At 73.1% G+C, this 23424-nt stretch carries 27 protein-coding genes; 15 read left to right on the top strand and 12 right to left on the bottom strand.

Annotation, left to right across the window (positions count from 1 at the left end; genetic code table 11):
- Positions 1 to 39: 39 nt before the first annotated feature.
- Entirely contained in the window at positions 40 to 867 is an 828-nt protein-coding gene (locus tag CHF15_RS12730) for an aldo/keto reductase (RefSeq protein ID WP_089223842.1), read from the bottom strand.
- Between the two features lie 170 nt (positions 868 to 1037).
- Positions 1038 to 1508 (bottom strand): MarR family winged helix-turn-helix transcriptional regulator, encoded by a 471-nt coding sequence (locus CHF15_RS12725; protein WP_089223841.1) that lies wholly within the window; start codon positions 1506 to 1508, stop codon positions 1038 to 1040.
- A 160-nt stretch (positions 1509 to 1668) separates the two neighbouring features.
- Here CHF15_RS12725 and CHF15_RS12720 point away from each other — a divergent pair, with 160 nt between their 5' ends.
- Together CHF15_RS12720 and CHF15_RS12715 are read left to right on the top strand one after the other, a co-directional pair.
- Positions 1669 to 2883, top strand: coding sequence for an MFS transporter (locus tag CHF15_RS12720; protein WP_089223840.1), 1215 nt, complete (start codon positions 1669 to 1671; stop codon positions 2881 to 2883).
- 64 nt (positions 2884 to 2947) lie between these two features.
- The gene (locus tag CHF15_RS12715; protein ID WP_089223839.1) at positions 2948 to 3937 is read left to right on the top strand and encodes a TIGR03571 family LLM class oxidoreductase; all 990 of its coding nucleotides are present in this window, start codon (positions 2948 to 2950) and stop codon (positions 3935 to 3937) included.
- Between the two features lie 66 nt (positions 3938 to 4003).
- Here CHF15_RS12715 and CHF15_RS12710 read toward each other — a convergent pair whose 3' ends face one another.
- The 5 genes from CHF15_RS12710 to CHF15_RS12690 all read right to left on the bottom strand — a co-directional run bounded on the left by CHF15_RS12710 (position 4004) and on the right by CHF15_RS12690 (position 9247).
- Entirely contained in the window at positions 4004 to 6343 is a 2340-nt protein-coding gene (locus CHF15_RS12710; RefSeq protein ID WP_089223838.1) for a glycoside hydrolase family 65 protein, read from the bottom strand.
- Complete coding sequence (locus tag CHF15_RS12705) at positions 6340 to 7083, bottom strand: HAD family hydrolase (protein ID WP_089223837.1); 744 nt, start codon at positions 7081 to 7083, stop codon at positions 6340 to 6342. Before CHF15_RS12705 ends, CHF15_RS12710 begins: the two co-directional genes overlap by 4 nt.
- 269 nt (positions 7084 to 7352) lie before the next feature.
- Positions 7353 to 7871 (bottom strand): YrhB domain-containing protein, encoded by a 519-nt coding sequence (locus tag CHF15_RS12700; RefSeq protein WP_089223836.1) that lies wholly within the window; start codon positions 7869 to 7871, stop codon positions 7353 to 7355.
- 50 nt (positions 7872 to 7921) lie between these two features.
- Complete coding sequence (locus CHF15_RS12695; RefSeq protein WP_089224002.1) at positions 7922 to 8437, bottom strand: SRPBCC family protein; 516 nt, start codon at positions 8435 to 8437, stop codon at positions 7922 to 7924.
- 168 nt (positions 8438 to 8605) lie between these two features.
- Complete coding sequence (locus CHF15_RS12690; RefSeq protein WP_089223835.1) at positions 8606 to 9247, bottom strand: TetR family transcriptional regulator; 642 nt, start codon at positions 9245 to 9247, stop codon at positions 8606 to 8608.
- Positions 9248 to 9382: 135 nt separating this feature from the next.
- Here CHF15_RS12690 and CHF15_RS12685 point away from each other — a divergent pair, with 135 nt between their 5' ends.
- Together CHF15_RS12685 and CHF15_RS44845 are read left to right on the top strand one after the other, a co-directional pair.
- The gene (locus tag CHF15_RS12685; RefSeq protein ID WP_089223834.1) at positions 9383 to 10120 is read left to right on the top strand and encodes an SDR family NAD(P)-dependent oxidoreductase; all 738 of its coding nucleotides are present in this window, start codon (positions 9383 to 9385) and stop codon (positions 10118 to 10120) included.
- A 131-nt stretch (positions 10121 to 10251) separates the two neighbouring features.
- Entirely contained in the window at positions 10252 to 10395 is a 144-nt protein-coding gene (locus CHF15_RS44845; protein ID WP_179279762.1) for a DUF7660 family protein, read from the top strand.
- Between the two features lie 22 nt (positions 10396 to 10417).
- Here the strand turns inward: CHF15_RS44845 and CHF15_RS12680 are convergent, their stop codons facing one another.
- On the bottom strand, positions 10418 to 11110 hold the full coding sequence (locus CHF15_RS12680) for a FadR/GntR family transcriptional regulator (protein WP_089223833.1): 693 nt from the start codon (positions 11108 to 11110) through the stop codon (positions 10418 to 10420).
- Positions 11111 to 11305: 195 nt separating this feature from the next.
- Here CHF15_RS12680 and CHF15_RS12675 point away from each other — a divergent pair, with 195 nt between their 5' ends.
- The 5 genes from CHF15_RS12675 to CHF15_RS12655 all read left to right on the top strand — a co-directional run bounded on the left by CHF15_RS12675 (position 11306) and on the right by CHF15_RS12655 (position 16336).
- Complete coding sequence (locus tag CHF15_RS12675) at positions 11306 to 11896, top strand: hypothetical protein (protein ID WP_089223832.1); 591 nt, start codon at positions 11306 to 11308, stop codon at positions 11894 to 11896.
- Between the two features lie 2 nt (positions 11897 to 11898).
- Positions 11899 to 12561, top strand: a complete 663-nt coding sequence (locus tag CHF15_RS12670) for a DUF5987 family protein (protein ID WP_220093284.1) — start codon at positions 11899 to 11901, stop codon at positions 12559 to 12561.
- On the top strand, positions 12558 to 14207 hold the full coding sequence (locus CHF15_RS12665) for an FAD-dependent oxidoreductase (RefSeq protein ID WP_089223831.1): 1650 nt from the start codon (positions 12558 to 12560) through the stop codon (positions 14205 to 14207). The genes CHF15_RS12670 and CHF15_RS12665 overlap by 4 nt, the downstream gene beginning before the upstream one ends.
- Before the next feature lie 33 nt (positions 14208 to 14240).
- The gene (locus CHF15_RS12660; RefSeq protein WP_089223830.1) at positions 14241 to 15185 is read left to right on the top strand and encodes a MerR family transcriptional regulator; all 945 of its coding nucleotides are present in this window, start codon (positions 14241 to 14243) and stop codon (positions 15183 to 15185) included.
- 173 nt (positions 15186 to 15358) lie between these two features.
- Positions 15359 to 16336, top strand: coding sequence for a hypothetical protein (locus CHF15_RS12655; RefSeq protein ID WP_089223829.1), 978 nt, complete (start codon positions 15359 to 15361; stop codon positions 16334 to 16336).
- A gap of 13 nt (positions 16337 to 16349) precedes the next feature.
- Here the strand turns inward: CHF15_RS12655 and CHF15_RS12650 are convergent, their stop codons facing one another.
- Positions 16350 to 17144, bottom strand: a complete 795-nt coding sequence (locus CHF15_RS12650) for an SDR family NAD(P)-dependent oxidoreductase (RefSeq protein ID WP_089223828.1) — start codon at positions 17142 to 17144, stop codon at positions 16350 to 16352.
- Between the two features lie 55 nt (positions 17145 to 17199).
- Here CHF15_RS12650 and CHF15_RS12645 point away from each other — a divergent pair, with 55 nt between their 5' ends.
- Both CHF15_RS12645 and CHF15_RS12640 read left to right on the top strand, forming a co-directional pair.
- Positions 17200 to 18606, top strand: a complete 1407-nt coding sequence (locus CHF15_RS12645; protein ID WP_089223827.1) for an amidase — start codon at positions 17200 to 17202, stop codon at positions 18604 to 18606.
- 5 nt (positions 18607 to 18611) lie between these two features.
- A complete protein-coding gene (locus CHF15_RS12640; protein WP_018563802.1) occupies positions 18612 to 19181 on the top strand; it encodes a TetR/AcrR family transcriptional regulator in 570 nt (189 codons plus the stop codon).
- A gap of 12 nt (positions 19182 to 19193) precedes the next feature.
- Here the strand turns inward: CHF15_RS12640 and CHF15_RS12635 are convergent, their stop codons facing one another.
- A complete protein-coding gene (locus CHF15_RS12635) occupies positions 19194 to 19754 on the bottom strand; it encodes an ester cyclase (RefSeq protein WP_089223826.1) in 561 nt (186 codons plus the stop codon).
- Positions 19755 to 19885: 131 nt separating this feature from the next.
- Between CHF15_RS12635 and CHF15_RS12630 the strand changes: the two genes are divergently transcribed.
- The 4 genes from CHF15_RS12630 (at position 19886) to CHF15_RS12620 (ending at position 21902) form a co-directional block, all read left to right on the top strand.
- Positions 19886 to 20500 (top strand): TetR/AcrR family transcriptional regulator, encoded by a 615-nt coding sequence (locus CHF15_RS12630; protein ID WP_089223825.1) that lies wholly within the window; start codon positions 19886 to 19888, stop codon positions 20498 to 20500.
- Between the two features lie 148 nt (positions 20501 to 20648).
- On the top strand, positions 20649 to 20918 hold the full coding sequence (locus CHF15_RS12625) for a hypothetical protein (protein ID WP_143681557.1): 270 nt from the start codon (positions 20649 to 20651) through the stop codon (positions 20916 to 20918).
- A gap of 210 nt (positions 20919 to 21128) precedes the next feature.
- On the top strand, positions 21129 to 21275 hold the full coding sequence (locus CHF15_RS44840) for a hypothetical protein (protein WP_179279761.1): 147 nt from the start codon (positions 21129 to 21131) through the stop codon (positions 21273 to 21275).
- A gap of 48 nt (positions 21276 to 21323) precedes the next feature.
- Positions 21324 to 21902: a chloramphenicol phosphotransferase CPT family protein gene (locus CHF15_RS12620; RefSeq protein ID WP_089223823.1), complete on the top strand. Its 579-nt coding sequence runs from the start codon at positions 21324 to 21326 to the stop codon at positions 21900 to 21902.
- Here CHF15_RS12620 and CHF15_RS12615 read toward each other — a convergent pair.
- Both CHF15_RS12615 and CHF15_RS12610 read right to left on the bottom strand, forming a co-directional pair.
- The gene (locus CHF15_RS12615; RefSeq protein WP_089223822.1) at positions 21892 to 22731 is read right to left on the bottom strand and encodes a helix-turn-helix transcriptional regulator; all 840 of its coding nucleotides are present in this window, start codon (positions 22729 to 22731) and stop codon (positions 21892 to 21894) included. The two genes, CHF15_RS12620 and CHF15_RS12615, sit on opposite strands and share 11 nt — an antisense overlap.
- 253 nt (positions 22732 to 22984) lie before the next feature.
- Complete coding sequence (locus tag CHF15_RS12610; RefSeq protein WP_089223821.1) at positions 22985 to 23377, bottom strand: SRPBCC family protein; 393 nt, start codon at positions 23375 to 23377, stop codon at positions 22985 to 22987.
- Between the last annotated feature and the right edge of the window lie 47 nt (positions 23378 to 23424).

Here is a 23424-nt window from a genome sequence, read left to right as displayed (position 1 = left end):
GCGGACCGGCGGTCCGGCGGACGGGGCGGCCCCCGGCGGTCAGTTGAAGGTGTCGGGGTCCGGGCCGATGCGGGTACCGCTGTCGAGGGCGGTGATCGCCGCGATGTCGGCGTCGGAGAGCGCGAAGTCGAAGACGTCGATGTTCTGGCGGATCCGCTCGGGGGTCACCGACTTGGGGATGACCACGTTGCCGAGCTGCAGGTGCCAGCGCAGGATCACCTGCGCCGGGGTCCTGCCCAGGCGGTCGGCGATGCCGGTGACGACCGGGTCCCTCAGCACGGCGCCCTGGGCGAGCGGGCTCCACGCCTCCGTGGCGATGCCGTGCCGGGCGTGGAAGGCGCGCAACTCGGCCTGCTGGAGCTGGGGGTGCAGCTCCACCTGGTTGACGGCGGGGACGACGTCGCTGCTGTCGATGAGGCGCTGCAGGTGCGCGGGCTGGAAGTTGGACACGCCGATGGCGCGGGCCCGGCCCTCGGCGTGGATCTTCTCGAAGGCCCGCCAGGTGTCCAGGTACGTGTCGCGGGCCGGGGCCGGCCAGTGGATCAGGTAGAGGTCCACGTGGTCGAGACCGAGCTTGGCGAGGGAGGCGTCGAAGGCGGCGAGAGTGCTGTCGTAGCCCTGGTCGCCGTTCCACAGCTTGGTGGTGACGAACAGTTCGTCGCGGGCGACGCCGGAGGCGGAGAGGGCCTGGCCGACGCCGGCCTCGTTGCCGTAGATCGCCGCGGTGTCGATGCTGCGGTAGCCGCTCTCCAGGGCGGAGGTGACGGCGGCGGCGGTGTCGGCGTCGGGCACCTGGAAGACGCCGAAGCCGAGCTGCGGCATGGCGACGCCGTTGTTCAGGGTGATGTACGGGGTGGGGGTGGTCATGGTGCTGATCCTTTCGCGTCGCGGCCGGCGGCGGGCGCCGGTGCGAGTGCGGACGGGTGAACGTCCCGGGAGGGGGCGGGGGACGCGCCCTTCCCGTGCTCCACGACCAGGTTAATTGCGTACGCTGTTAATTGCAAACGCCGAATAACTTCGTACGCCCATTGGCTGGGTCAGGAGGCGGGCACCTTGGCGCCCTGCAGATCCTCCACCGCCTTGACCAGCGGTGCGAGCTCCGGGACGAGGGCCGCCTCGTCCATCGCCGCGCGCAGCGCCGTGTTGTTCGTCGGGCGGGCCTCCTCCAGCAGCTTCAGGCCCTCCTCGGTCACGTTCGTGTAGATGCCGCGCCGGTCGGTGGGGCAGAGGTAGCGGGCCAGCAGGCCGCGGTCCTCCAGTCGGGTGACCAGGCGGGTCGTCGCCGACTGGCTGAGTACCACGGCGTCGGCGACCTGGCGCATCTGCAGGTGGCCTCCCTCGCCGTCGTGCTGGCGGCTGAGGACGTCGAGCAGCGCGTACTCGCGCACGCTCAGGTCGTGGTGGGTCTGCAGCTGCTTCTCGATCCGCCCCTCGATCCGGCCGTGCAGCAGGGACAGGGCGTGCCACCCCTGGGCGAGGGCGGTCAGTGCCGGATCGGTGGCGGTCATCGAAGTCCCCTTTGTGCGGCGGCTGCGGGCGGAGGCGGTGATCCTCCACTGGCCATGGTAAGCCGCCACCCGAGGATGTCCAGCGTTTGACGTTATAGCGCGTCTGCAATTATTGTTGGCGCCTGTTAGGTGCCGCTGCAATTTCTGGAAGGTCTCCGCCATGCCTCTCGCGCTCCTGGCCCTCGCCATCGGGGCTTTCGGGATCGGAACCACCGAATTCGTGATCATGGGCCTGCTGCCCGAGGTCGCCACCGATTTCGGGGTCTCCGTCCCCACCGCCGGCCTGCTCGTGACGGGCTACGGCCTCGGTGTCATGATCGGCGCGCCGATCATGACGCTGCTCGGCACCAAGGTGTCCCGCAAGAACATGCTCATGCTGCTCATGGGTGTGTTCGTGCTCGGCAACCTGGTCTCCGCCCTGGCCCCCGCCTTCGGCGTGATGATGGCCGGGCGCATCCTCGCGTCCTTCACCCACGGCGCCTTCTTCGGCATCGGTTCGGTCGTCGCCGCCGACCTCGTGGCCCCGGAGAAGAAGGCGCGTGCGATCTCCATGATGTTCGCCGGGCTCACCGTGGCCAACGTGATCGGCGTGCCGCTGGGCACCTTCATCGGGCAGAGCGCCGGCTGGCGCACGACCTTCTTCGTCGTCGCCGGCCTCGGCGTCGTCGGACTGGCCGGCGTCCTCAAGCTGGTGCCCGACATGCCGAAGCCGCAGGGCGTGCGCCTGCGCCACGAACTGGGCGCCTTCCGCAACGTCCAGGTCCTGCTGGCCATGGCGATGACCGTGCTCGGCTTCGGGGGCGTCTTCGCGGCCATCACCTACATCGCCCCGATGATGACCGAGGTCACCGGTTTCGCCGACTCCTCCATCACCTGGCTGCTGGTGCTCTTCGGGGCCGGCATGGTCGTCGGCAACCTGATCGGCGGCAAGTACGCCGACCGCGCCCTGATGCCGATGCTGTACACGGCGCTGGGCGCCCTGGCCGCCGTGCTGGCGCTGTTCACCCTCACCGCGCACAACGAGCTCACCGCCGGGGTCACGATCTTCCTCATCGGCGCACTGGGCTTCGCGACCGTGCCGCCGCTGCAGAAGCGGGTCCTGGACCAGGCCTCCGGGGCCCCCACCCTCGCCTCGGCCGTCAACATCGGCGCCTTCAACCTCGGCAACGCCCTGTCCGCCTGGCTGGGCGGGGTCGTGATCGCCGCGGGCCACGGCTATACCTCGCCGAACCTCGTCGGGGCGGCCCTGACCGCCTCCGCCCTCGTGCTCGCGGTCGTCTCCGCCGCACTGGAGAAGGGCCGCGGCGGCCGGAACGGCCGGGTCGTGACCGGGGCCACGCCCGCCGGTGAGCCTGCCCTCACCTCCCGGCACTGATCGCGCGCGCCGGGACCGCCGGCACCGCGGACCCGACACCGCACCCGAAGAAGGCCCGCACACCATGACCAGCACCGCCCTCGCCCGCCTCACCGGTCCCCACCGGCGGCTCACCCTCGGACTCGAACTGCCCCTGGACAACGACTGGGGAGCCGGCCGCCTCGCCGCCGACCGGCAGGCCGGCCGCCCCTTCGGGGTGCCTGACCTGGGGGGCCACGCCGACCTCGCCCGACTCGCCGACCGCCTCGGCTTCAACGCCCTGTGGCTGCGCGACGTGCCGCTGTACGACCCGCTCGCCTTCGGCGACGCCGGATCCGTCTTCGACGTCTTCGCGTACCTCGGCCACCTCGCCGCGCTCACCGAGCACGTCGTCCTCGGCACCTCCGCCGTCGTCCTGCCGCTGCGCAGCCCCCTGCACGTGGCCAAGGCCGCCGCCACCGTCGACGTGCTCTCCGGGGGACGGCTCGTCCTGGGCCTGGCGAGCGGGGACCGCCCGGTGGAGTACCCGCTGTTCGGCGCCGACTTCGACGGCCGCGGGCAGGCCTTCCGCGACGGCGTGCGGACCCTGCGCGCGGCCTGGGCCACTCCGGCCCCCGGGCTCGGGCTGACCCTGCCAGGCACCGGACTACGGGCCGAGCGCCGGATCGACGTCCTGCCGAAACCCGTGGGCGGCGACATCCCGGTCGCGGTGGCCGGCAGCGCCCGCCAGAGCCCGCAGTGGATCGCCGAGCACGCCGACGCGAGCCTGAACTACCCCCGCCCCCTCGGCGCCCTGGGGGACGACGTCCGCCGGTGGCGGGAGCTCACCGGCGGACTGGACAGGCCCTACCTCACACCCATGCTGCTCGACCTCCTCGCGGACCCCGCCGCCCCGGCCGAGCCGATCCGCCTCGGTCTGCGCACCGGCCGCACCGCCCTCCTCGACCACCTCGCGGCGATGGCGGACCTGGGCGTCGCCCATGTCTCCCTCAACCTCCGTCCGGGGGACCGCCCGGTCGCCGAGGTGCTGCACGAACTCGCCGAGGAGATCCTGCCGCACTTCCCCGGCCGCTGACCCGGCACCGGGCACCGGGCCCCGGTCGCGGGACCGCGGCGCCGGTGCACGGGCCGCCCGGCCGGGTCAGCGGTGCCGGGGGCTGCGGCTCGGCGGCTGCTCCGGGGCCGTACGCGCGGGAAGGGTCGGCACTTTGCGCGTCTGGGGGCGGTCGATGCCGACGGTGAACAGGTCGTCGTAGTGCCGCAGCTCCAGCGGTTCCCCGTCCAGCAGGGTGTACGTCGCCGCCGCGCCGGTGATCTCCACCCTCAGCCGCCGCCCCCGCACCTGCACCGTGAAGGCGAGCCGCCGCAGCTTCTCCGGCAGCCGGGGTGCGAAGGCGGCGCAGCCGTTCCGGTACCGCATCCCGCCGAAGCCGCCGACCAGGGCGGCCCACGTGCCGGCGAGGGAGGCGATGTGCAGCCCGTCGCGGGTGTTGTTCTCCAGGTCGTGCAGGTCCATCAGCGCCGCCTCGCCCAGGTAGTCGTAGGCGAGGCGCAGATGGCCGACCTCGGCGGCCATGATCGCCTGCGTCGACGCGGACAGGGACGAGTCCCGCACCGTCAGCGGCTCGTAGTAGGCGAAGTTGCGGGCCTTCTGCTCCTCGTCGAAGGCCTGCGGCTGCTTGACCATCGCCAGTACGAGGTCCGCCTGCTTGACGACCTGCCTGCGGTACAGGTCGAAGTAGGGGAAGTGCAGCATCAGCGGGTACTGGTCGGGCTGCGTGGCGGCGAAGTCCCACACCTGGTGCCGGGTGAATCCCGCCGACTGCTCGTGGACGCCGATCGCGTCGTCGTACGGCACGGTCATGGCCGCCGCCGCGTCCCGCCACGCCGCCGTCTCCTCGTCGTCGACGCCGAGGGCCGCGCCCTCCTTGGTGTGGCGCTCGACGATGTCGGCGGCGGCACGCAGGTTCGCCTGGGCCATCAGGTTGGTGTACACGTTGTCGTCCGCGATGGCGCTGTACTCGTCGGGCCCGGTCACCCCGTCGATGTGGAACTTCCCGTGCGGGTCGTGGTGACCGAGGGAGTGCCACATGCGGGCGGTCTCCACCAGGATCTCCACGCCCGTCTCGCGCTCGAAGTCCACGTCACCGGTGAGGGAGACATAGAGGATGACGGCGTCGGCGATGTCCGCGTTGATGTGGAACGCGGCGGTTCCCGCCGGCCAGTAGCCTGAGCCCTCCGAGCCGTCGATGGTGCGCCAAGGGAAGGCGGCGCCCTTGAGGCCGAGCTGGTGGGCGCGCTCCCGGGCGGCGGGCAGCGTTGCCTGGCGCCAGCGCAGCGCCTCCGCGACGGAATCCGGAGAGGTCAGGGTGAGCAGCGGCAGGACGAAGGTCTCCGTGTCCCAGAAGGAGTGCCCGTCGTAGCCCGAGCCCGTCAGGCCCTTCGAGGGGATCGCCCGCTGCTCGGCGCGCGCGCCCGCCTGCAGGACGTGGAACATGGCGAACCGGACCGCCTGCTGGATCTCGGCGTCGCCGTCGATCTCCACGTCCGCCCGCGACCAGAAGACGTCGAGGTATTCGCGCTGCTCGTCGCAGAGCCCCTGCCAGCCGGTGCTGCGGGCACCCGCGAGCGCCGCCTCCACCTGGTCGCGCACGGCGGGCAGCGAACGGACCTGGGACCAGCTGTAGGAGACCGTCTTCTCCAGCCGCAGCTTCTCCCCGGCCGCCAGGGAGCTGGTGACGGTGAGCCGGCTGGTGTCGTCGCCGCTCTCACTGAAGCTCCGCGTCGACGGCGGTCCCTCCACGACGTGGTCGGCCGCCACCGCGACCCGCAGCCCGGTGACCGACGTGGAGTGCACCAGGCGCAGACGGTTGTTCAGCGCCTGGTTCTCCTCCGGCTGCAGGGGGGAGTCCAGCACGGCGGAGACGCGTGGGTCTCCCGACGTCCTCGGCAGCTGCTCGTTGGCCACCAGTTCCGACTGGACGACCAGCCGCACGTCGTCCACGGCCTCGACCTCGTACACGACAGCGGCGATGGACCGCTGGGTGAGCGAGACCAGACGGGTCGAGGTCACCCGGACGGTGCAGCCGGCCGGAGAGGTCCATTCGCAGGTGCGGCGCAGCAGCCCGGCGCGCAGGTCGAGGACGCGTTCGTGCGAGACGAGCCGTCCGTAGCGCACATCGAAGGGCTCGTCGTTGACGAGCAGCCGGATGATCTTTCCGTTGGTGACGTTGATGACGGTCTGGCCGGCCTCCGGATAGCCGTAGCCCGCCTCCGCGTACGGCAGCGGATGGCGCTCGTGGACACCGTTCAGATAGGAACCGGGCAGCCCGTGCGGCTCGCCCTCGTCGAGGTTGCCGCGCCAGCCGACGTGGCCGTTGGACAGGGCGAACACCGACTCGCTCTGGGCGAGCACGTCGAGGTCCAGCTCGGTCTCCCGCACGCACCACGGCTCGACCACATAGGAGGAGTGGCTGATCACGCGTCGGCCTCCAGCAGCTCGGCGAGGTCCCGCACGACGATGTCTGCACCGTGCGCGCGCAGCGCGTCGGCCTGCCCCACCCGGTCCACCCCCACGACGTAGCCGAAATGCCCGGAGCGGCCGGCGTCCATGCCGGCCAGCGCGTCCTCGAACACCACCGCGGCCTTCGCCTCCAGGCCGAACTCGCGCGCCGCCTCCAGGAAGGTGTCCGGGTTCGGTTTGCCCGGGAGCTTGCGCTCGGCTGCCACCACGCCGTCGATGCGCACGTCGAAGAGGTCCTCGATGCCGACCGCGACGAGCACGTCGCGGCAGTTGGCGCTGGACGACACCACCGCCGTCCGCAGGCCGGCGGCCCGCACGGCGTTCACGTAGCGCACGGAGCCCGGATAGGCCTCGACGCCCTCGGTGCGGATCTTCTCCAGCAGGATCTCGTTCTTGCGGTTGCCCACCCCGTGCACGGTGTCGCGCTCGGGCGGGTCGTCCGCGGAGCCCTCGGGCAGCTCGATGCCCCGGGAGGCCAGGAAGGCCCGGACGCCGTCCGCGCGTGGACGGCCGTCGACGTACTCGTCGTAGTCGGCCACCTTGTCGAAGGGGCGGAAGTCCGCGCCCTCCCGGCGCCGCAGGAAGTCGTCGAACACCTCCTTCCAGGCGGCGGCGTGCACGACCGCGGTCTTGGTCAGCACTCCGTCGAGATCGAACAGGCAGGCCCGGATGCCCTCCGGGAGACCGGTCTTCGTCATGCAACGCGCTTCCCCGCAGCGGGCCACCGGCATGCCTTCCACGGCCGCGGACCACCGGGACGCGGGAACAATCCGGGCAGGTGCGTGGTTCCACCACATGCGGGTGCCGTGAGTGGGCCAGTGACCCCGGGCCTCATCCCTTCGCCCGTGGGGACGATCGTTCGGCTGAAGCCCCACGGAGCCCCTTGCCGGGGGCGACCGCCACCGCGGCCCCGCACACCGGACCGGCGCCGGTCAGGTTTCCCCCGTCCTGACCGGCGTCTTCGCGTTCACCCGGCGACGGTCTTGACCACGGGCTCCCGGTACGGCACGAGCGCCCCGGTGACGACGGCGAGCGGACCCCGCGGAGCGGCGTTCCCGGCCTGAAGGGCCGTCACGTAGGCCAGCGCTTCGGCCGCCCCGAGCGCCGGTATCCGTTCCCGCAGCTCGACCATGGCGAACACGCGGCCGTGCGCGGCCGCCGACGCGCGGACCCGGTCGTCCAGGTCGTCCACCGCGGTCCGCACGGGCAGCCCGCGGACCCGGGCCCGGTACTCCTCCTCCCATCCGCCCATGAGGTAGTCCACCGGACCGATCGTGTGCAGGCGGCCGTCGGCGCGATCCACGAGGTAGGGCCCGTTGCCGGCCAGCAGGTACCGCGAGACCCCGGTCCTGACGTACTCCGCCGACTGGTACAGGACGACCCAGGCCAGCTCGTGCTCCTCGGCCTCCACCACCGCCATGCGTCCCGGGAAGTGCAGGTCCAGGTGCTCCTGGACCCTCCGGACCGCCTCCTCGCGCTCGATCATGCGGTGAGCATCCCGCAACCGGCCCTGGCCGGGCCAGTGGTCCTTTTGTCCTAGGTCCCGGCCCGGTCCGCGCCTTGTCCCCGCTCGGCAGCGGCCTTGAGCATGCGGAGTATCTCCTCGTGGCCCCGGCGGAGCCGTGCGCTGTCGTAGAAGAGCGTGAGCAGCGGCCCGGAGAGCGACTCCTCGATCGTGACCATCGTCCGGCCGTCGTCGGTGGGCGTCATCCGCATCCTGTCGATCGCCTTCATCCAGCCCATCGCCGCCCCGGTCCACGACAGCTCCCGCCCGGGCGCCACCACGGCGAAGGTGGACGCGATCCGCGTCCCCCGCAGCTTCCAGCGGAAGCGCGCGTCAGGCTCCAGGGACCCGAGTTCGACGACGCGCGCGTCGGAGCGCCAGGTGTCCCAGGCGCGCATGTCGCTGATGAGCTTCCACACCGCGTCGACCGGTGCGTCCACGGTGACCGAGCTCGTCGACCTGACGGGCGCGCGCTCGTCCAGCCTGCCCTTCTTGGCGTACTCCTCGTGCAGTTCCCGCAGCGGCGGGCCCGCATAGAACAGCTTCATCGTCATCCCCCCATGGAGAGCATCGCTTACCAATGAGAGCAATGCTCTCTCTTTGGCATGGGTGCGGTCAAGACCCGTTGGAGGGCATGTGTCGGTTGCCCCGGAGTTCCCCGGAGTGGGAATGGGGGCCGGAGGTGGGGCTGCAGGCCGGGTGGGGGTGTGCGTGCCCTACGACGGCGTCGTGGGCTCGGCGATCTCCAGGCGCGCGGGCGGCGGTTCCGGCAGGGGGCCGGCGTCGGTGGCGACCAGCCCGTCGAGGGCCAGCGCGAGGTAGCGGCGCCAGGCCTGCGGCTGTACGGGCAGCAGTGGTGCCGCCGTCTGGTGGATCCCGCCGAGCAGCAGGACCACGTCGGTGCCCGTGATGTCGCCGCGCACGGCGCCTCGCTCGCGCGCCCGGGACGTGAGGGCCTCGGCCGCGTCGCAGAGCTGGGCGATGCGGTCCCGGACCTCGGCGTGCTGGAGTGACGGGCGGCCGATCACCTCGCAGAAGGCCCGGTCGGCGGCGAGCACCTCGACGCCGTCGCTCATGAACTCCCGCAGTGCCGTCGCCGAGTCGTCGGCCCCGAGGAGGCGGTCCGCCGAGTCGATGAGCCGGTCGAGCATCTGGAGCATGATCGCCGCGAGGAGGTCCTCCTTCGAGGCGAAGTGGCGGAAGACCGTGCCCTTGGCGAGGCCGGCGCGCTGGGCGATCTCGCCGATCGGCACGTCCACCCCGTGTTCGGCGAACGCCGCCGTCGCCGCCTCGAGCAGCAGGCGTCGATTGCGCACCATGTCCGCCCGCTGGCCCGCAGTGGCCGTCGTCCCGCTCATCCCTGCCTCCTCCCAGGTGTGGAGCCTATCACCAACGTGACCGGGCGGTCAGGTTAGCTGTTACGCTCAACATGACCCGGCGGTCACCTTCTGCCCGGGTCATGTACCGGCACCATCAACTCCTGGGAGAACAACGTGAGCGGCACCCTCGAAGGCAAGGTCGTCCTCGTCACCGGCGCGTCCTCGGGCATCGGCAGGGCCACGGCCCTCGCCCTGTCGAAGGCCGGCGCCCGGGTCGCGGTCGGGGCCCGGCGGGCCGACCGGCTGAAGGACCTCGTGCAGGACGCCCCCGGCGAGATGCTCGCCCTCGATCTGGACGTCACCGACCAGCAGTCGGTGCGGGACGCGGTGGCGGCGACCACCGAGCACTTCGGGGGCCTCGACATCCTGGTCAACAACGCGGGCGTCATGCTCAGCGGCCCGATCCTCGACGCGGACACCACGGAGTGGACGCGCATGGTCGAGACCAACCTGCTCGGCTCGATGTACGCGGTCCATGCCGCGCTGCCCCACCTGCTCGAGCGCAAGGGGGCCGTGGTCCAGGTCTCCTCGACCTCGGGGCGTACGGCGACGGCCGCGAGCGGCGCCTACTCGGCCACCAAGTTCGGCGTCACCGCCTTCGCGGAGTCGCTCCGCCAGGAGGTCACCGAACAGGGCGTCCGCGTCGTGCTCGTCGAACCCGGCTTCGTCTCGACCGAGCTGACCAGCCACATCACCCACCCGGGGATCCGGGCCATGGCGAAGAGCATGGCCGAGTCCATGCGGACCCTCCAGCCCGAGGACATCGCCGCGGCCGTCCTGTACGCGGTCACCCAGCCCGACCATGTCGCGGTCAACGAGATCCTGATCCGCCCCACCGACCAGGCCCGCTGACAACGCCCTCCGGCCCGCCCCCGAGTCCCGCCCATGCGTGCGGACCGGGGGCGGGATGCCGTGCGGGCGGGTGCGGGATTCGCGCCGCCCCTGGCGGCGGGGCCGCGCGGACCGCGGGGTACGGTGCCGTCATGCCTCGGCCCACCTGCGGACAGTCCATGGCCGCATGGATCGAGGACAGCGCCGGATACCACCGGTCCCGCGGTGAGGAACCACCGGGCCCGGACTGGGAGTTCATCGGCCGTGCCCTGACGGCCGCCGCGCTGTACGAGTAGCTCGGCCTGGGGCCGTCGTGCCTCAGGACGGTTCGAGTGCCTCCAGCATGATGCGCTGCGTCTCGCCGAGGTACGCCTGCGCCGCCGTGCGGGCCGTGGCCGGGTCGCCGGCGGCGACCGCCGTGACGAGGGGCTCCAGGCGGGCGGCGGACTCGGCCGGGTCGTGGAAGGGCGCGACGAGGCGGACGCGCAGGGGCAGGTAGGCGGCGAAGAGGGTGTTGGTGAGCAGTACGTAGACGCGGTTGCCGGTGGCCCGGGCGAGGGCGCGGTGGACCTCGGCGTCGGCCAGTTGGACGGCGTCGGGCTCGGTGGCCGCGGCGACGGCGTCCAGGAGGGTTCGCAGCCGGGCGCGTTGCGGGGGAGTGGCCTTCGCGGCCGCGCGCTCGGCGATCAACGTGCCGACGCCGGCGCGGACTTCGAAGATGTCGGCCAGCCATTCCGGGTTGTGCCGGACGAGCATGGGCAGCAGGTCCGCGCCGCCGAGGCGCAGGTAGTCGCGGACTCGGGTGCCGACGCCGTGGCGGGTCTCCAGGAGCCCGGCCTGGGTGAGCCGGCCGAAGGCGTGCTTCACCGTGGTGCGGGTGACGCCGTACCCCTCGGCCAGGCGCTGTTCGGGAGGCAGCAGGCTGCCTGCGGGATGGGTGCCGTCCAGGATGTCCTCCTGCAGGCGGCGTTCCAGTACGTCGACGATGGTCTCGCGGGGCAGTGGCTCCACCGTGGTCGTCCTCTCGAAGCGGTCCGGCCCCAGCCCACCCGGCAAGGGGGTGGCGCGTCAACACACTCAGGCAGTGGATGAGCCACTCATTCAATGAGTGTGTGTTCAACCTCTTGCTCTGACGTCCCGTCAGCGGCATCCTGCGTGGTGCCCAGGCCCCGTACGCCCCGCCCCCACGACCGCCGGAGTCTGCCCATGCCCCGTTTCCGCCGTCCCTCACGCCTGCTGACGTCCGCCCTGGCCGTCCTGCTCGCCGCGACCGCGGCCACCGCCGCCACACCGGCCTCCGCGAACGCCCCCGAGCCGTACACCGAGCCGCCGTTCGCCGCCGCCTGCGACTGGCACGCGTACGGGGAGGGTGAGACGCCCGACCCCTGGCTGTGGCTGTCCGACCCGGTGTGCGTGGAGTACTCCAAGCGCGACATCACGCTCGACAACGGCGGCGCCGTCCGCTTCCTGCTCGCCGAACCCGCCCGCTTCGCGCTCGCCCTCCCCGTGTGCCGCTACTACCAGCGCGACCACTGGAGCGTGCAGTCCACCACCGGAGCCGTCCCGTACGTCTCCTGGGACGGCCGCTACTGGTTCGACAAGCGCGGCCGTCGCGCGGCGATGCTCCTGACGAACTTCAAGGTCGGCGGGGTCACCGCGGGCATCGGCGACCTGGTGGCCGCGCTCCGCCCCCACCTGCCCGAACTCGCCGACGTCCTCGAGGCCTACGGCGACGAGGCGGGCGAGACGGGCCTGGCCGTCTCCCTGCCCTTCAGCCTGCTCTGCGCGGGACGGTGACGATGCCCCCCACCGCGGACATCGACCGGCGCGCCGTACTGCGCGGCCTCGCCGCCGCCGTCGCGGCACTGCCCGTGCTGGGCACGGTGGCGGCACCCGCGGCGTCCGCCGCCGCGCTCGGCTCCTGGCCGGTCTCCACCCTGGAGGCCTTCGCCGACACCCTCGTGCCGGGGGAGCGACGCTCGTCCTCCGACCGCGCCATCGCCGGAGCCGCACCCGGCCCCGGAGCCGTACAGGCCGGCGTGATCGCCCTCCTCACCTCGCCCGAACTCCCGCTGAACCCGCTCCTGCCGGGCATCGCGGCACTGCTGGACGCGCGCGCCACCGCCTTCGCGGTCAGCCGGCTCATCCTGCTCCCCATCGACCGCCCGCCCTTCGTCGGCCTCTCCTTCGACCACCGCACGACCCTGGTCGCAAGGCTGTTCCAGGCCGACGACCTCGACCGCGCGATCTGGCAACTGCTCGCCTTCCTCGTCGGCCTGGCCTTCGACACCGCCGCCCACCGGCACACCGCACAGGCCCTCGCGGAGGGCCACCCCGGCCTGGTCTGGACCGGTTTCCCGCCGCCCGACGCCGACGGTCTGTGGCGCTACCCCGCCCACTCCTACGGCACGGCCCTGGCCGAGCCGCACCCCGCCACCACCCCCTCCGGGAGCCCCGCATGAGCCCCCAGACCACCGATGTCCTCGTCATCGGCAGCGGCTTCGGCGGCGCGATACCCGCCTACCACCTCGCAGCCGCGGGAGCCCGGGTCACCGTCCTCGAACGCGGACCGCGCCTGGCCACCGAGGAGTTCACGCACGACCTCGGCCTGGGTGCATACCCCCGCATCGTCGACGTGATCAAGGGCGACGGCATCTCGGTCGTCGCGGGCAACTGCGTGGGCGGCGGCAGCGTCGTCTACTTCGCCGCGTCACTGCGCGCGCCCTCCTTCGTCTTCGACCGGCGCGACGCGGCCGGACGGCGGCTGTGGCCCGCCTCCCTCAGCCGTGCCGCCCTCGACCCCTGGTACGAACAGGTCGAGCAGGCCCTGCCCGTGACGAAGCTCGACTGGCCCGACGTCTCCTACGCGGGCGGCGTGCTGGCCGCGGCCTGCGACCGCGCCGGGCACACCTGCAACCCGGTGCCCGTCGCCGTCGACCGGGCCCGCTGCACCGACTGCAACTGGATGCTGTCCGGCTGCCGCTTCGGCGCCAAGCGCTCCATGCTGCTCAACTACCTGCCCGCAGCCGAGGCCCACGGCGCCGAGATCCGGCCGCTGCACGAGGTCCAGCTGATCCGCCCGTCCACGGTCCCCGGCTACCGCTACGCCGTCGACCACATCACCCTCGACCCGTCGGACTACACCTGCCCCACCGGAGCGGGCACCCTCCACACCAAGGTCTTGGTGCTGGCCGCGGGCGCCGTCGGCACACCCGTGCTGCTCCAGCGGTCGGCGCTCGCCCTCGGCGGAGTCCCGCCGGCCGTCGGCGGCTACTTCTCCGGCAACGGCGACCGGGTCAGCGTCGCGGAGATGGACGAGGGCAAGGTCCGCTCCCTGCTCGGACTGTCGCGCAGCGCGACCGTGGCCTACGAGGCGCTGCACATCGGGATGCCGATCACCGCGGCGTCCTTCGACCGCCTCGACGCGAGCGCCCCGCAGTTCTCCCGCTTCACCCTCCAGCAGATCTACTTCCCGGCCGTCACCAACACCCTCGCCCAGACCGCCGGGCAGCGCTGGTCGGGCGTCGCCAAGAAGCAGATGCGGGCCCGCTGGCGCTCCTGGCTCACCGTGCTCGCCATGACGGAGGACGAGGCCGAGGGCAGCTTCGGCGTGCCGCCCCTCACCGGCAGCTTCACCCGGCTGGCCAACGGGCTGGGCCTGGGCACCATGCGGTTCGCGCCGACGTCCGGCACACGGCGCGGCTGGGCCGAGGCCGACACCCACACCCGAGCGGTGCTGGAACGGGACGGCCTCGCCACCGTCCGTCCGTGGAGCGAGGACGTCGCGGGCACGGTGACCGCCCACCCCCTCGCCTCGTGCCGGCTCGGCGACTCCGCCGCGATCTCCGCGCTGACCGAGCTCAACGAGCTGCGCACCCACCCCGGGCTGTTCGTGACGGACGGCTCGGCCGTCCCCACCTCCCTCACCGTCAACCCCTCCCTCACCATCGCGGCCCTCGCCGAACGCGCCTGCCCCGCCATCGCCGCCCGCTGCGCCCAGTACGGCGTCCCCGTGCGCTACGCCCCGAGCGATCCGCTCACCGGCGCGACGCGCCGGGGCGAGGTCGCGGAGGCGGCACGGGCCGTGGCGGTCCGAGCGGGGGCTTGAGTCTCCCTCAGGGGGAGACGGAAGAGTGGGGGTGTGAACGGCGACGCGCGCTACTCGATCGGGGACCTGGCCCGGCGCACCGGGCTGACGGTCAAGACCATCCGCTTCTACTCGGACCGGGGGATCGTGACGCCCGCCGGCCGCAGCCCGGCCGGCTACCGCCGTTACGACGGCCCGGCCCTGGCCCGGCTGGAGCTCGTGCGGACCCTGCGCGACCTGGGACTCGACCTGGCGACGATCCGGCGGGTCGTGGACCGGGAGCTGTCGCTGCCCGAGGCCGCGGCGGCCCACGCCGCGGCCCTGGAGGCGCAGATCCGCACGCTGCGGGTGCGGCGCGCGGTGCTGACGGCCGTGGCCCGGCGCGGATCCACCCCGGAGGAGACGGAACTCATGCACGAACTGGCCGGGCTGTCCGCGCGGGAGCGCGGCCGGCTCATCGACGACTTCCTCGACGCCGTGCTCGGCGCGCCGGGCGCCCACGCGGAGGATCCCGCCCTCGCGGGCCCGCGCCGCACCCTCACCCCGGCGCTGCCCGACGACCCCCACCCGGACCAGCTCCAGGCCTGGGTGGAGCTGGCCGAACTCTCCCGTGACCCCGGATTCCGGGCCGTGATGCGCAGGGCGGTCGAGGAGCACGTTGCCGACCGCGCGAGGGCCGGGACCTCGCCGCCGCGCCGCGACGTCGTCGCCTCGGCCGGAGAACGGGCCGGCATCGCCGTTGCCGCCGGCGTCGACCCCGCCTCCGACCGGGCACGTCCGGTCGTCGCGGCGGTCGCCGCCGAGTACGCCGGTCTCCTCGGCGTCGAGGACGGCACCGAACTACGGCGGCGGCTGCTGACCCGTCTGCGGACCGCGTCCGACCCGCGCCGGGAGCGGTACACCCGGCTGCTCGCGGTGATCAACGGCTGGCCCGTGCCGGCGAGCCGCGGGCCCGCCCTGGACTGGGCCGTCCGGGCCCTGGAGGCCGGCCGCGCGTGAGCCGACGGCCACCGCGCCCGCCACGCCGGTGCGCCGGGGCCACGCCCCGTCAGGTAGCGGGGGGCGATCACCGGCAGTAATTTGGGCCGCGGGTTCGCCCCACAGCCCCGGCCCTGCCGCGACACCGCCGGGACGGGGCCCGGCCTTTCGGAGGGCGCGATGAGGGTATGCCGATGACTCACCCCTCCGGGCTGTCACGTTTCCGGCCGGCCGTGGTCATCGTCCTGCTGCTGGCGGTGGGAGCGGGGCTGTTCGCCGGCTCGTACAGCTTCGCCATGGCGCATCCGACGCCGCATCACATCCCGATCGGCGTCGTGGACGACTCACCGCAGCTGCAGAGGTTCGTGGCGGGGATGGACTCGGACCTGAGCACCCAGCTGGTGCAGCGGCGCTTCGCCACGCGCGCGGCCGCCGTCGACGCCGTCGACCGGCAGCATGTGTTCGCCGTGGCGCAGACGAAGGCCGGGGGCGGCACCGTCGCGTTCGACCTGGTGCCGGCCGCGGGGGCATCGGTGGCCCGCGTCCTTGCGGCGGCCGCCCCGACGGCGGCCGCGCAGGCCGGGGTGCGGCTCAGCCTGGGCAACCTCAAACCGCTGCAGCCCGGTGATCCCCAGGGGCTCGCGATCTTCTACATCACGCTCGCCGCGGTCATCGTGGGATTCCTCGGCGCGGTGCAGCTGACCGTGCACGCGTCGGAGCTGAGACCGCTGGAGCGCTTCCTGACGATCGTGGTGTACTCCGTGCTCGGCAGCCTCTCCATCGTCGCGGTCGTCGACTGGGGCCTGCACGTGCTGCGGCTGCCCTTCCCGGAGTCCTGGGGGATCCTCACCCTGACGATGGTGACCTCGGGGCTGGTGTTCACCGCGTTCTACATGCTGTTCGGGAAGTGGGCCATCCTGCCGACGTGGCTGCTCATGGTGCTGCTGGGCAATCCGTCCTCGGGCGGGGCGGTCTCCTGGCTGCTCCTTCCCCAGCCGCTGGGGGCCGTGGGCCGCTGGCTGCCGCCCGGGGCGTCGGTGAACGCGCAGCACAACGCGATCTACTTCGAGGGCAACCAGTACGCCTTCCCCTATCTGGTGCTCGTCGGCTGGGCGGTGGCCGCCGCCGCGATCGCGTGGACCTGGCGGCGCCGCCGGTACCCGGAGATGTGAACGGTCCGGCCGCTCAGCGGCGGTGCCGCTGGGCCGTCACGATGTCCCGCGTCGCGCGGTCCGCCGATCCGCTGAGCCGCTGGACGCGGGCCGCGAACACCGGGAACTGCCCGGCGACGGCGGTGAGCAGCCGCAGTTCGGGCGGGGCCACGTTCACCTCGCCGAGGTTGCGCTCCACGGCCCGTACGACTCCCGCCGTGACCTGCCGCGGCGTCACCGTACGGGCGCCGGCCGGCGCCTTGGCGCCTGTGTCGGCGAACATGCCCGCGTCCCTGACGAAGCCCGGCTGGACCAGCGACACCCCGACACCGGTGCCGTGCAGGTCCTCGCGGAAGCCGTGGGCGAAGCCGCGCAGTCCGAACTTGGTCGCGTTGTAGAGGGAGGTGGACCGTGAGGCCGCCTTGCCCGACAGCGAGCCGATGAGGACGATGTGGCCCCGCCCGGCCCCGACCATGGCCGGTGCCAGCAGCCGGGCCAGCAGCACCGGTGCGCGCAGGTTGACCATCAGGGCCCGGTCGAGTTCGTCGGGGGTGTAGTCCAGCAGTTCGCCGCTGCTCGGCAGGGCGGCGTTCGCCACGAGGACGTCGATGCCGGCGCACTCGGCGGCCAGCCGCTCCACATCGGACCGGACCGCGAGGTCGGCGGGTACGGCCCTCGCGTCCAGGCTCTTCGCCAGAGGTTCGAGGACGTCGGGACGGCGTCCGCTGAGGGTCAACCGCGCGCCCTTGGCGGCGAGTTCGCGTGCCATGTCCTGGCCGAGCCCACCCGTGGCACCCGTGAGCAGAACAGTTGCACCGGCGATCCGCATCCGTCTAACCTCCCGTCTTGTTCGTTCGAACGAACAATAGGGAGAGGGGGCGGCCGTGTCCACTGCCCGGACCGAGGGGCTTGCGGCGCAGGCGCGTGCGCTGCGCGAAGGCGATGTCACCGCCGCGGAACTGGTGCGCAGGTCGCTCGAGCGCGTCGACGCCACCCAGGCGACCGTCAACGCCTTCCGCCGCGTTCGCGCCGAGGCGGCCCTGGCGGAGGCCGAGGAGGCCGACCGGCGGCTGGAGCGCGGCGAGCGGCTGCCGCTGCTCGGCGTCCCCGTCGCCATCAAGGACGACACGGACCTGGCGGGCGAACCCACCGCGTTCGGCTGCGCGGGGGCGTTCCCGGCCAAGGCGCGGGACGGGGAGGCGGTACGGCGCCTGCGCGCGGCCGGCGCGATCGTCGTCGGCAAGACCAACACCTGCGAGCTGGGGCAGTGGCCGTTCACCGAGGGCCCCGCCTTTGGTGCCACCCGCAACCCGTGGAACCTCGGGCACACGCCCGGCGGCTCCTCCGGCGGTGCCGCGGCCGCGGTGGCCGCGGGAGTGGTCGCCGCGGCGCTCGGCTCGGACGGGGCGGGCTCGGTCCGCATCCCCGCGGCGTGGACGCGCCTGGTCGGCATCAAGCCGCAGCGCGGCCGGGTCTCCACCTGGCCGGACGCCGAGTCCTTCCACGGCCTGACCGTCAACGGCCCGCTCGCCCGCACCGTGGGCGACGCCGCGCTGCTGCTGGACGCCGCCGCCGGGCAGCACCCGGGCGACATCCACCGGCCCCCGGGCATCGCCGCCGTGGAGGCGGCCGGCCGCGAACCGGGCCGGCTGCGGATCGCGGTGTCCTGGCGGCCCCCGTTCGTCGCCGCCCGTGCACCGCTCCATCCCGCCGTGCGCCGCGCGGTGGGCGACCTGGCCGACGCCCTCGCCCGGCTGGGCCACGAGGTGGAGGAGGCCGAGCCGCGTTACGGCCTGATCGGGCTGAGCTTCCTGCCCCGCGCGTTCGCGGGCATCAGCCAGTGGAGCGAGCGCGTCCCGGACCGTACGCTTCTCGACCCCCGCACCCTGACCGCCTCCCGGAACGGGCGACTGCTCGCCGGGGCAGCCCTGCGCCGGGCCCGCCGCGCGGAGGGCGGCCAGCACCGCCGGATAGGGGAGCTCTTCTCCCGCTTCGACGTGCTGCTCACCCCCGCCACCGCCACCCCGCCCCCGGCCGTCGGGGCCATGACGGAGCTGTCCGGGCGGCGGACCGACCAGGCGGTGATCGCGGCCTGCCCGTACGCCTGGCCCTGGAACGTGCTCGGCTGGCCGGGCGTCAGCGTCCCGGCGGGCTTCGGCGACGGCCTGCCGGTGGGCGCGCAGTTCCTCGGTCCGGCCCACAGCGAGCCCCTGCTGATCTCGCTCGCCGCGCAGTTGGAGAGCGATCAGCGCTGGTACGAGCAGCGCGCCCCCGCCGCGGTGACAGAATGACGGACATGCCCAACCCCGCCGGCACCCGCCAGAACATCATCAGCGCCGTCCTGCGGATCATCGGTCAGGACGGTGTCGCCGCGGTCACCAACCGGCGCATCGCCCAGGAGGCCGGGGTGTCCCTCGGCTCGGTGACCTACCACTTCGCCACGCAGCACGACCTGTTGCGGGAGAGCCTGCTGCACTTCGTGGAGGAGGAGACCGGCCGCTTCACCGAACTGGCCGCCCGGGGCCGGCAGGAGGGCATCGACCTCAAGGGCGCCGCCGCGCTGGTCGGGCAGGTCGCCGAGGGGGCCGGTTTCGACAGCACGCACCTCGCGCCCTTCGAGCTGTACGTCCAGGCAGGCCGCGACCCCGCCCTGCGGGAGGCCGCGGCCGAGTGCTTCGCCGCCTACGACCGACTCGCCGCGTCCGTCCTGACCGCCCTCGGCGTGCCGGACGCCGAGGAGGCCGCCTCGACGGTCGTGGCCCTGGTGTTCGGCATGCAGATGCGTCGCCTGGCCACCGGCAGCTCCGCCGAGAGCCTGGTCGACGCGCTGCTCCTGCTGGCGAGGGGCGCCTCGGGCGCCCGCTGAGGCGCGGCGGGGTCAGCCGCGCGCTTGCCCGGCCGCCTCGGCGGCCAGCTTCGTGACCTCGTCGGCGGCCCGCTTGGCGCGTCCCGAGACCTTCCAGGCGACCATGCTCAGGGCGACGGCCGGCGACGGGGGGAAGACGCCGAGCTGGCCCAGCATCGTCACGTCGTCGCGCAGCGCCTCGTGGCGGACGACCTTGCCGTCGCGGAGGTCGAGCAGGTGCACCTGCTCGAAGTCGACCTCGCGCCCGGTGGGAGGGATCGCCTGGTCGAGCACGCCGTCACGGAAGCGCACGAACGCGCCGGTGTGCCGTCCCTGCATGCGGAGCCGGATCCAGACCTGGTCGTCGTTGCGCGCGATGCCCAGCACCGGGAAGCGCAGGTCGCTGAAGGCCGAGCGGAGCCACGCGCCCGAGGCGAGCGTCCCCGCCGGTCCGGGTATCGAACAGGCCGCGGGCGAGACGGCCGCCTCACGGTTGTGGCTGTCGGGGCCCACGACCTCGCGGGCCAGTGCCGCGTCGCCCGTCTCCAGGATCCGGAACAGCCCCTCGGCCAGGTCCTTGGCGTCCATCGCCATCGTTCCCACCTTTCGCCCGCCCGCCCCGCGGGCCGGTCTCACCGGATGCGCGCGCCGCGCATCCGATATTGAGGTTATAGAGGACCGATTGGATAGGTCAAAGCGGCACGGATATCGCATAGGATGCCGCCATGTCCACCAAGCGCGCTTACGTCTCCCCGCTCCGAGAACAGGCCGCGGCGCGGACGCGCGCGCTGATCCTCGAGCAGGCGGAGCTGCTCTTCGCCGAACGCGGCTACGGGCGGGTGACCGTCGCGGACATCGCGGAGGCGGCCGGGGTCGCGTCGAAGACCGTCTTCGCCAGCGTCGGCAGCAAGTCGGACATCCTCGACCGGATCGTCGACAAGGCCGTCGTCGGATCCGGATACGAGCAGGCCGTCGCGCGCATCCTGGACGTGCGGACGCCCGACGGTGTCCTCCAGGCGCTCGCCCGCGGTACCCGGGCCGGCAACGAGAGCCAGTTCAAGGCGCACGAGGCGATTCGCAAGGCGCTGCCCGTGCACGAGAACGGCGAGGCGCTGTGGGAAAGGGCGACGGCCGACTACCGGAAGGCGTTGCACGCGGTAGCCCGGCATTTCCTGGAAGTCGGCGCACCCGCCCTCCGGTACTCGCCCGAGGAGACCGCGGACCTGCTCTGGTTCTGGTTCGGCCCGACCGGCTGGCGCACGCTCGTGGTGGAGAACGGCTGGTCGTGGGACCGGGCCGAGGAAGTCCTCTACCGTACCGCCGCGTCCGCCCTCGCCTGACACCGCGGCTCCCCGTCAGCGGCGGAATTCGGCGGGGAGGGCGTGATGGGACGTCACAAACCGGCCCCGCACGTCACTCGTTAAGGCGATCCGTGGATTGACGGACGTTCACCGGGGAATGCGTTCTTCCGAAAGGGAGTGATTCTTCATGGATTTGAAGATTCGCAGGCTCGTTTTCGGTGCGGGAATGCTGGGAGTCGTGCTGGGCGCCGTGGTCGGGGCGATCTCGGCGGGTACGTTCTACAGCGTCGTCGTCGGTGCGTTGCTGTGCGCGGCGGCCGGTGTCGTCGCGGTCCTCTACTGGGGTGAGCACGGGGGTGCCCGGCGCCGCCGTGCCCGGTGGGCCCAGCGTCCTGAGCAGATCCCGCATCCGCGGCGCTTCGGGCGGCTCGACGGCCCCGACGCCTTCCGCTACTGACCCGACGGGCGCCGCGCCCGGGACCGGAACGCGAGAGCGCGGGTTCCCGGGCGCCCCCATACAACGCCCGAAGCGGGGAAGGCGGGCCTTCGACGCCGAAGTGGAGGTGCCCATGTCCCCCGTGTCCCGCCGTGTCCACGTCCGCCGCCATCCGTCCGACACCGTCGCCCGCTGCGGGCGAACGCCCCTGCCGTACACGGAGGATCCGCGATGATCGCCGCGTTGGTGCTCGGGCTGCCGTTGCTCCTGCTCGGGCTGATGCTCGTCCTGTCCGCGGTGGAGGACCGGATCGTAAGTCCGCCCTCCACCCCCCAGCCGTCGGTGAGCCCCAACGCGCCCGGCACACACACGCCGTAGGCTGTCCGCCCACCACGGCCGCGGCGGTCCGGCGGCGGAGGAGGCAGGTTGCCCGAAACCGGCACAGTCACCGACGCCGGGTCCGGCGGCCTCATCGTCTTCCTCAACGGGACGTACAGCTCGGGGAAGTCGAGCATCGCCGGGGAACTGCTGCTCACCCTGGACGGGACCTACTTCCACATGCCCGTGGACGCCTTCCACGCCATGCGGTCCCGTCGCGAGGTGACCCCGGAGGAACTGCCGGGTGTGCTGCGGCGCACCTGGCGCGGCTTCCACCGGGCGGTCGCCGGCATGGCCGCCGGAGGCAACAACGTCGTGGTCGACCATGTGCTCAGCGAGCCGTGGCGACTGCGGGACTGCCTCGCGCTGTTCCCCCCGAGGAACGTCGTCCTGGTCGGGGTGCACTGCTCGCTCGCGGAACTCCGGCGGCGCGAGCGGGAGCGCGGGGACCGTCCCGAGGGCCTGGCGGCCCGCCAGTTCGGCCTCGTCCACGCCCACGGCCGCTACGACCTCGAGTGCGACACGACCGAGGCCTCCGCGGCGGAATGCGCCCGGCGCATCCGTGACTTCCTGCCCCGCAGGCCCTTCCCGACCGCGTTCGAGCAGTTGGCGGCCGTCAGCCGGTGAGCGCCTGGGTGCCGAGGACGGTGAGCAGGGCGAGGCGGTCGGCGTCCTCGCTGCCCGGTTCCGCGGTGTAGACCATGATGCGCAGGTCGCTGCCGGTCACGGTCAGCACATCGCAGTCGAGGGTCAGCGGGCCCACGCGCGGGTGGTCGACGATCTTGCGGGACGCCTCGTGCCGGCCGACCGCGCCGGCGTCCCACAGTTCGGCGAAGCGGTCGCTGTGCGCGCGCAGGTCGGCGACGAGCCGGCGCACCTGCTGGTCGGACGGGTAGCGGTCGGCGGCGGCGCGGAGGTCGGCCACGAGCGCCGACTCGAAGCCCGCCAGGTACTCCCGGGTGCGCCGGATCCGCCCGGCCCGGCCGACGAAGTGGTTCCACACCCCGTTGCGCTCGTTGCCGCGCCATCCGGAGGGGTCGCCCATCAGCGCCGCGTACGGGGGATTGGCCACCAGGAGCGTCCAGGAGGCGTCGTAGACGGCGACCGGGGTCCCGGTCAGCCGGTCGAGCAGCCGCTGGACGCTGGGGGTGATGTACGCGGGGACGGTGTCCGGCCCCGGGGGCGCCAGACCCGCCAGCTGGAACAAGTGCCCGCGCTCGTCAGGGGACAGCCGCAGTGCCCTGGCCAGGGCCTCCACGACCTGGGCCGACGGATGGGAGGCCCGGCCCTGTTCGAGCCGGGTGACGTAGTCGACGGAGATCCCCGCGAGCTGGGCCAGTTCCTCCCGGCGCAGTCCCGGGGCGCGCCGGTGCCCGCCGACCGGAAGACCGGCCGCCTCGGGGGTCACCCGTTCACGCCACCGCCGCACCGCGCTGCCGAATTCCGTCGCCGCCATCTCCTCAGTGTGCTGCGCCGGAGGCGACGCTGCCTGGTACCCCGAGTCCCAGGAAGTCCGGGGGCGGCGGCGCGAGGCCGCTCCGGGCGGCAGCCGACATTTGACTCAGTCCAAACTGAGACCTAGGTTGGGGAGAAGCGGAGGGAGGGCTTCCGGGTCCGCAGGGACGTGCGCCGGCCCGGAGCCGGCCTCTCGCACCGGCGGAGCGGTCCGCGCCGACAGTTGGCCCCGGCGCACGGCCGCCCCGCCGGACTCACGCGGTGACGATGCCCGACAGGCGCTGCAGGCTGTCGTCCAGTGCCCGGTCCACGGCGCCCTCGGGCGGCACGATGCTCTCGTCGGTGAACGACAGGTGGATGGTCACCTCACTGGTCCGCTCGCCGGTCCGGTCGACCTGCAGCCAGCCCGCGTAGCGGTCGTCCTCGCGGGTGCCCCACTCCAGCCGTCTGTGCGCGCGGTCGGCCCGGAAGAGCGCGGCCGCGTCCCGTCCCGTGTCGTCGTCGTGCACGGTGACGGCGGGCGGTTCGGCGGCGCGGACGTGCAGCTCGTCGGGGAGCCAGGACTCGATGCGGCCGAGGTCCTCCGCCCGGTCGAAGACGCGGTCCGCGGAGGCCGTCATGTTCATGGAGCGCTCGAACTCACTCACGGCGATCCCACCTCCTCAGAGGGACACTTCGAGTGTCCCTCCGCCCC

Origin of the sequence: Actinacidiphila glaucinigra, assembly GCF_900188405.1 — a bacterium.
GTDB lineage: Bacteria > Actinomycetota > Actinomycetes > Streptomycetales > Streptomycetaceae > Actinacidiphila > Actinacidiphila glaucinigra.
Note: the sequence above shows the minus strand (reverse complement) of the source record. Positions and strands in the feature narration are given on the sequence as shown.

Excerpts from the sequence above, each read along its gene's own strand:
- CHF15_RS12730 (WP_089223842.1), bottom strand. The coding sequence starts at position 867 with ATGACCACCCCCACCCCGTACATCACCCTGAACAACGGCGTCGCCATG.
- CHF15_RS12725 (WP_089223841.1), bottom strand. The coding sequence starts at position 1,508 with ATGACCGCCACCGATCCGGCACTGACCGCCCTCGCCCAGGGGTGGCAC.
- CHF15_RS12720 (WP_089223840.1), top strand. The coding sequence starts at position 1,669 with ATGCCTCTCGCGCTCCTGGCCCTCGCCATCGGGGCTTTCGGGATCGGA.
- CHF15_RS12715 (WP_089223839.1), top strand. The coding sequence starts at position 2,948 with ATGACCAGCACCGCCCTCGCCCGCCTCACCGGTCCCCACCGGCGGCTC.
- CHF15_RS12705 (WP_089223837.1), bottom strand. The coding sequence starts at position 7,083 with ATGACGAAGACCGGTCTCCCGGAGGGCATCCGGGCCTGCCTGTTCGAT.
- CHF15_RS12700 (WP_089223836.1), bottom strand. The coding sequence starts at position 7,871 with ATGATCGAGCGCGAGGAGGCGGTCCGGAGGGTCCAGGAGCACCTGGAC.
- CHF15_RS12695 (WP_089224002.1), bottom strand. The coding sequence starts at position 8,437 with ATGAAGCTGTTCTATGCGGGCCCGCCGCTGCGGGAACTGCACGAGGAG.
- CHF15_RS12690 (WP_089223835.1), bottom strand. The coding sequence starts at position 9,247 with ATGAGCGGGACGACGGCCACTGCGGGCCAGCGGGCGGACATGGTGCGC.
- CHF15_RS44845 (WP_179279762.1), top strand. The coding sequence starts at position 10,252 with ATGCCTCGGCCCACCTGCGGACAGTCCATGGCCGCATGGATCGAGGAC.
- CHF15_RS12675 (WP_089223832.1), top strand. The coding sequence starts at position 11,306 with ATGCCCCGTTTCCGCCGTCCCTCACGCCTGCTGACGTCCGCCCTGGCC.
- CHF15_RS12670 (WP_220093284.1), top strand. The coding sequence starts at position 11,899 with ATGCCCCCCACCGCGGACATCGACCGGCGCGCCGTACTGCGCGGCCTC.
- CHF15_RS12665 (WP_089223831.1), top strand. The coding sequence starts at position 12,558 with ATGAGCCCCCAGACCACCGATGTCCTCGTCATCGGCAGCGGCTTCGGC.
- CHF15_RS12655 (WP_089223829.1), top strand. The coding sequence starts at position 15,359 with ATGACTCACCCCTCCGGGCTGTCACGTTTCCGGCCGGCCGTGGTCATC.
- CHF15_RS12650 (WP_089223828.1), bottom strand. The coding sequence starts at position 17,144 with ATGCGGATCGCCGGTGCAACTGTTCTGCTCACGGGTGCCACGGGTGGG.
- CHF15_RS12640 (WP_018563802.1), top strand. The coding sequence starts at position 18,612 with ATGCCCAACCCCGCCGGCACCCGCCAGAACATCATCAGCGCCGTCCTG.
- CHF15_RS12635 (WP_089223826.1), bottom strand. The coding sequence starts at position 19,754 with ATGGCGATGGACGCCAAGGACCTGGCCGAGGGGCTGTTCCGGATCCTG.
- CHF15_RS12630 (WP_089223825.1), top strand. The coding sequence starts at position 19,886 with ATGTCCACCAAGCGCGCTTACGTCTCCCCGCTCCGAGAACAGGCCGCG.
- CHF15_RS12625 (WP_143681557.1), top strand. The coding sequence starts at position 20,649 with ATGGATTTGAAGATTCGCAGGCTCGTTTTCGGTGCGGGAATGCTGGGA.
- CHF15_RS44840 (WP_179279761.1), top strand. The coding sequence starts at position 21,129 with ATGATCGCCGCGTTGGTGCTCGGGCTGCCGTTGCTCCTGCTCGGGCTG.
- CHF15_RS12615 (WP_089223822.1), bottom strand. The coding sequence starts at position 22,731 with ATGGCGGCGACGGAATTCGGCAGCGCGGTGCGGCGGTGGCGTGAACGG.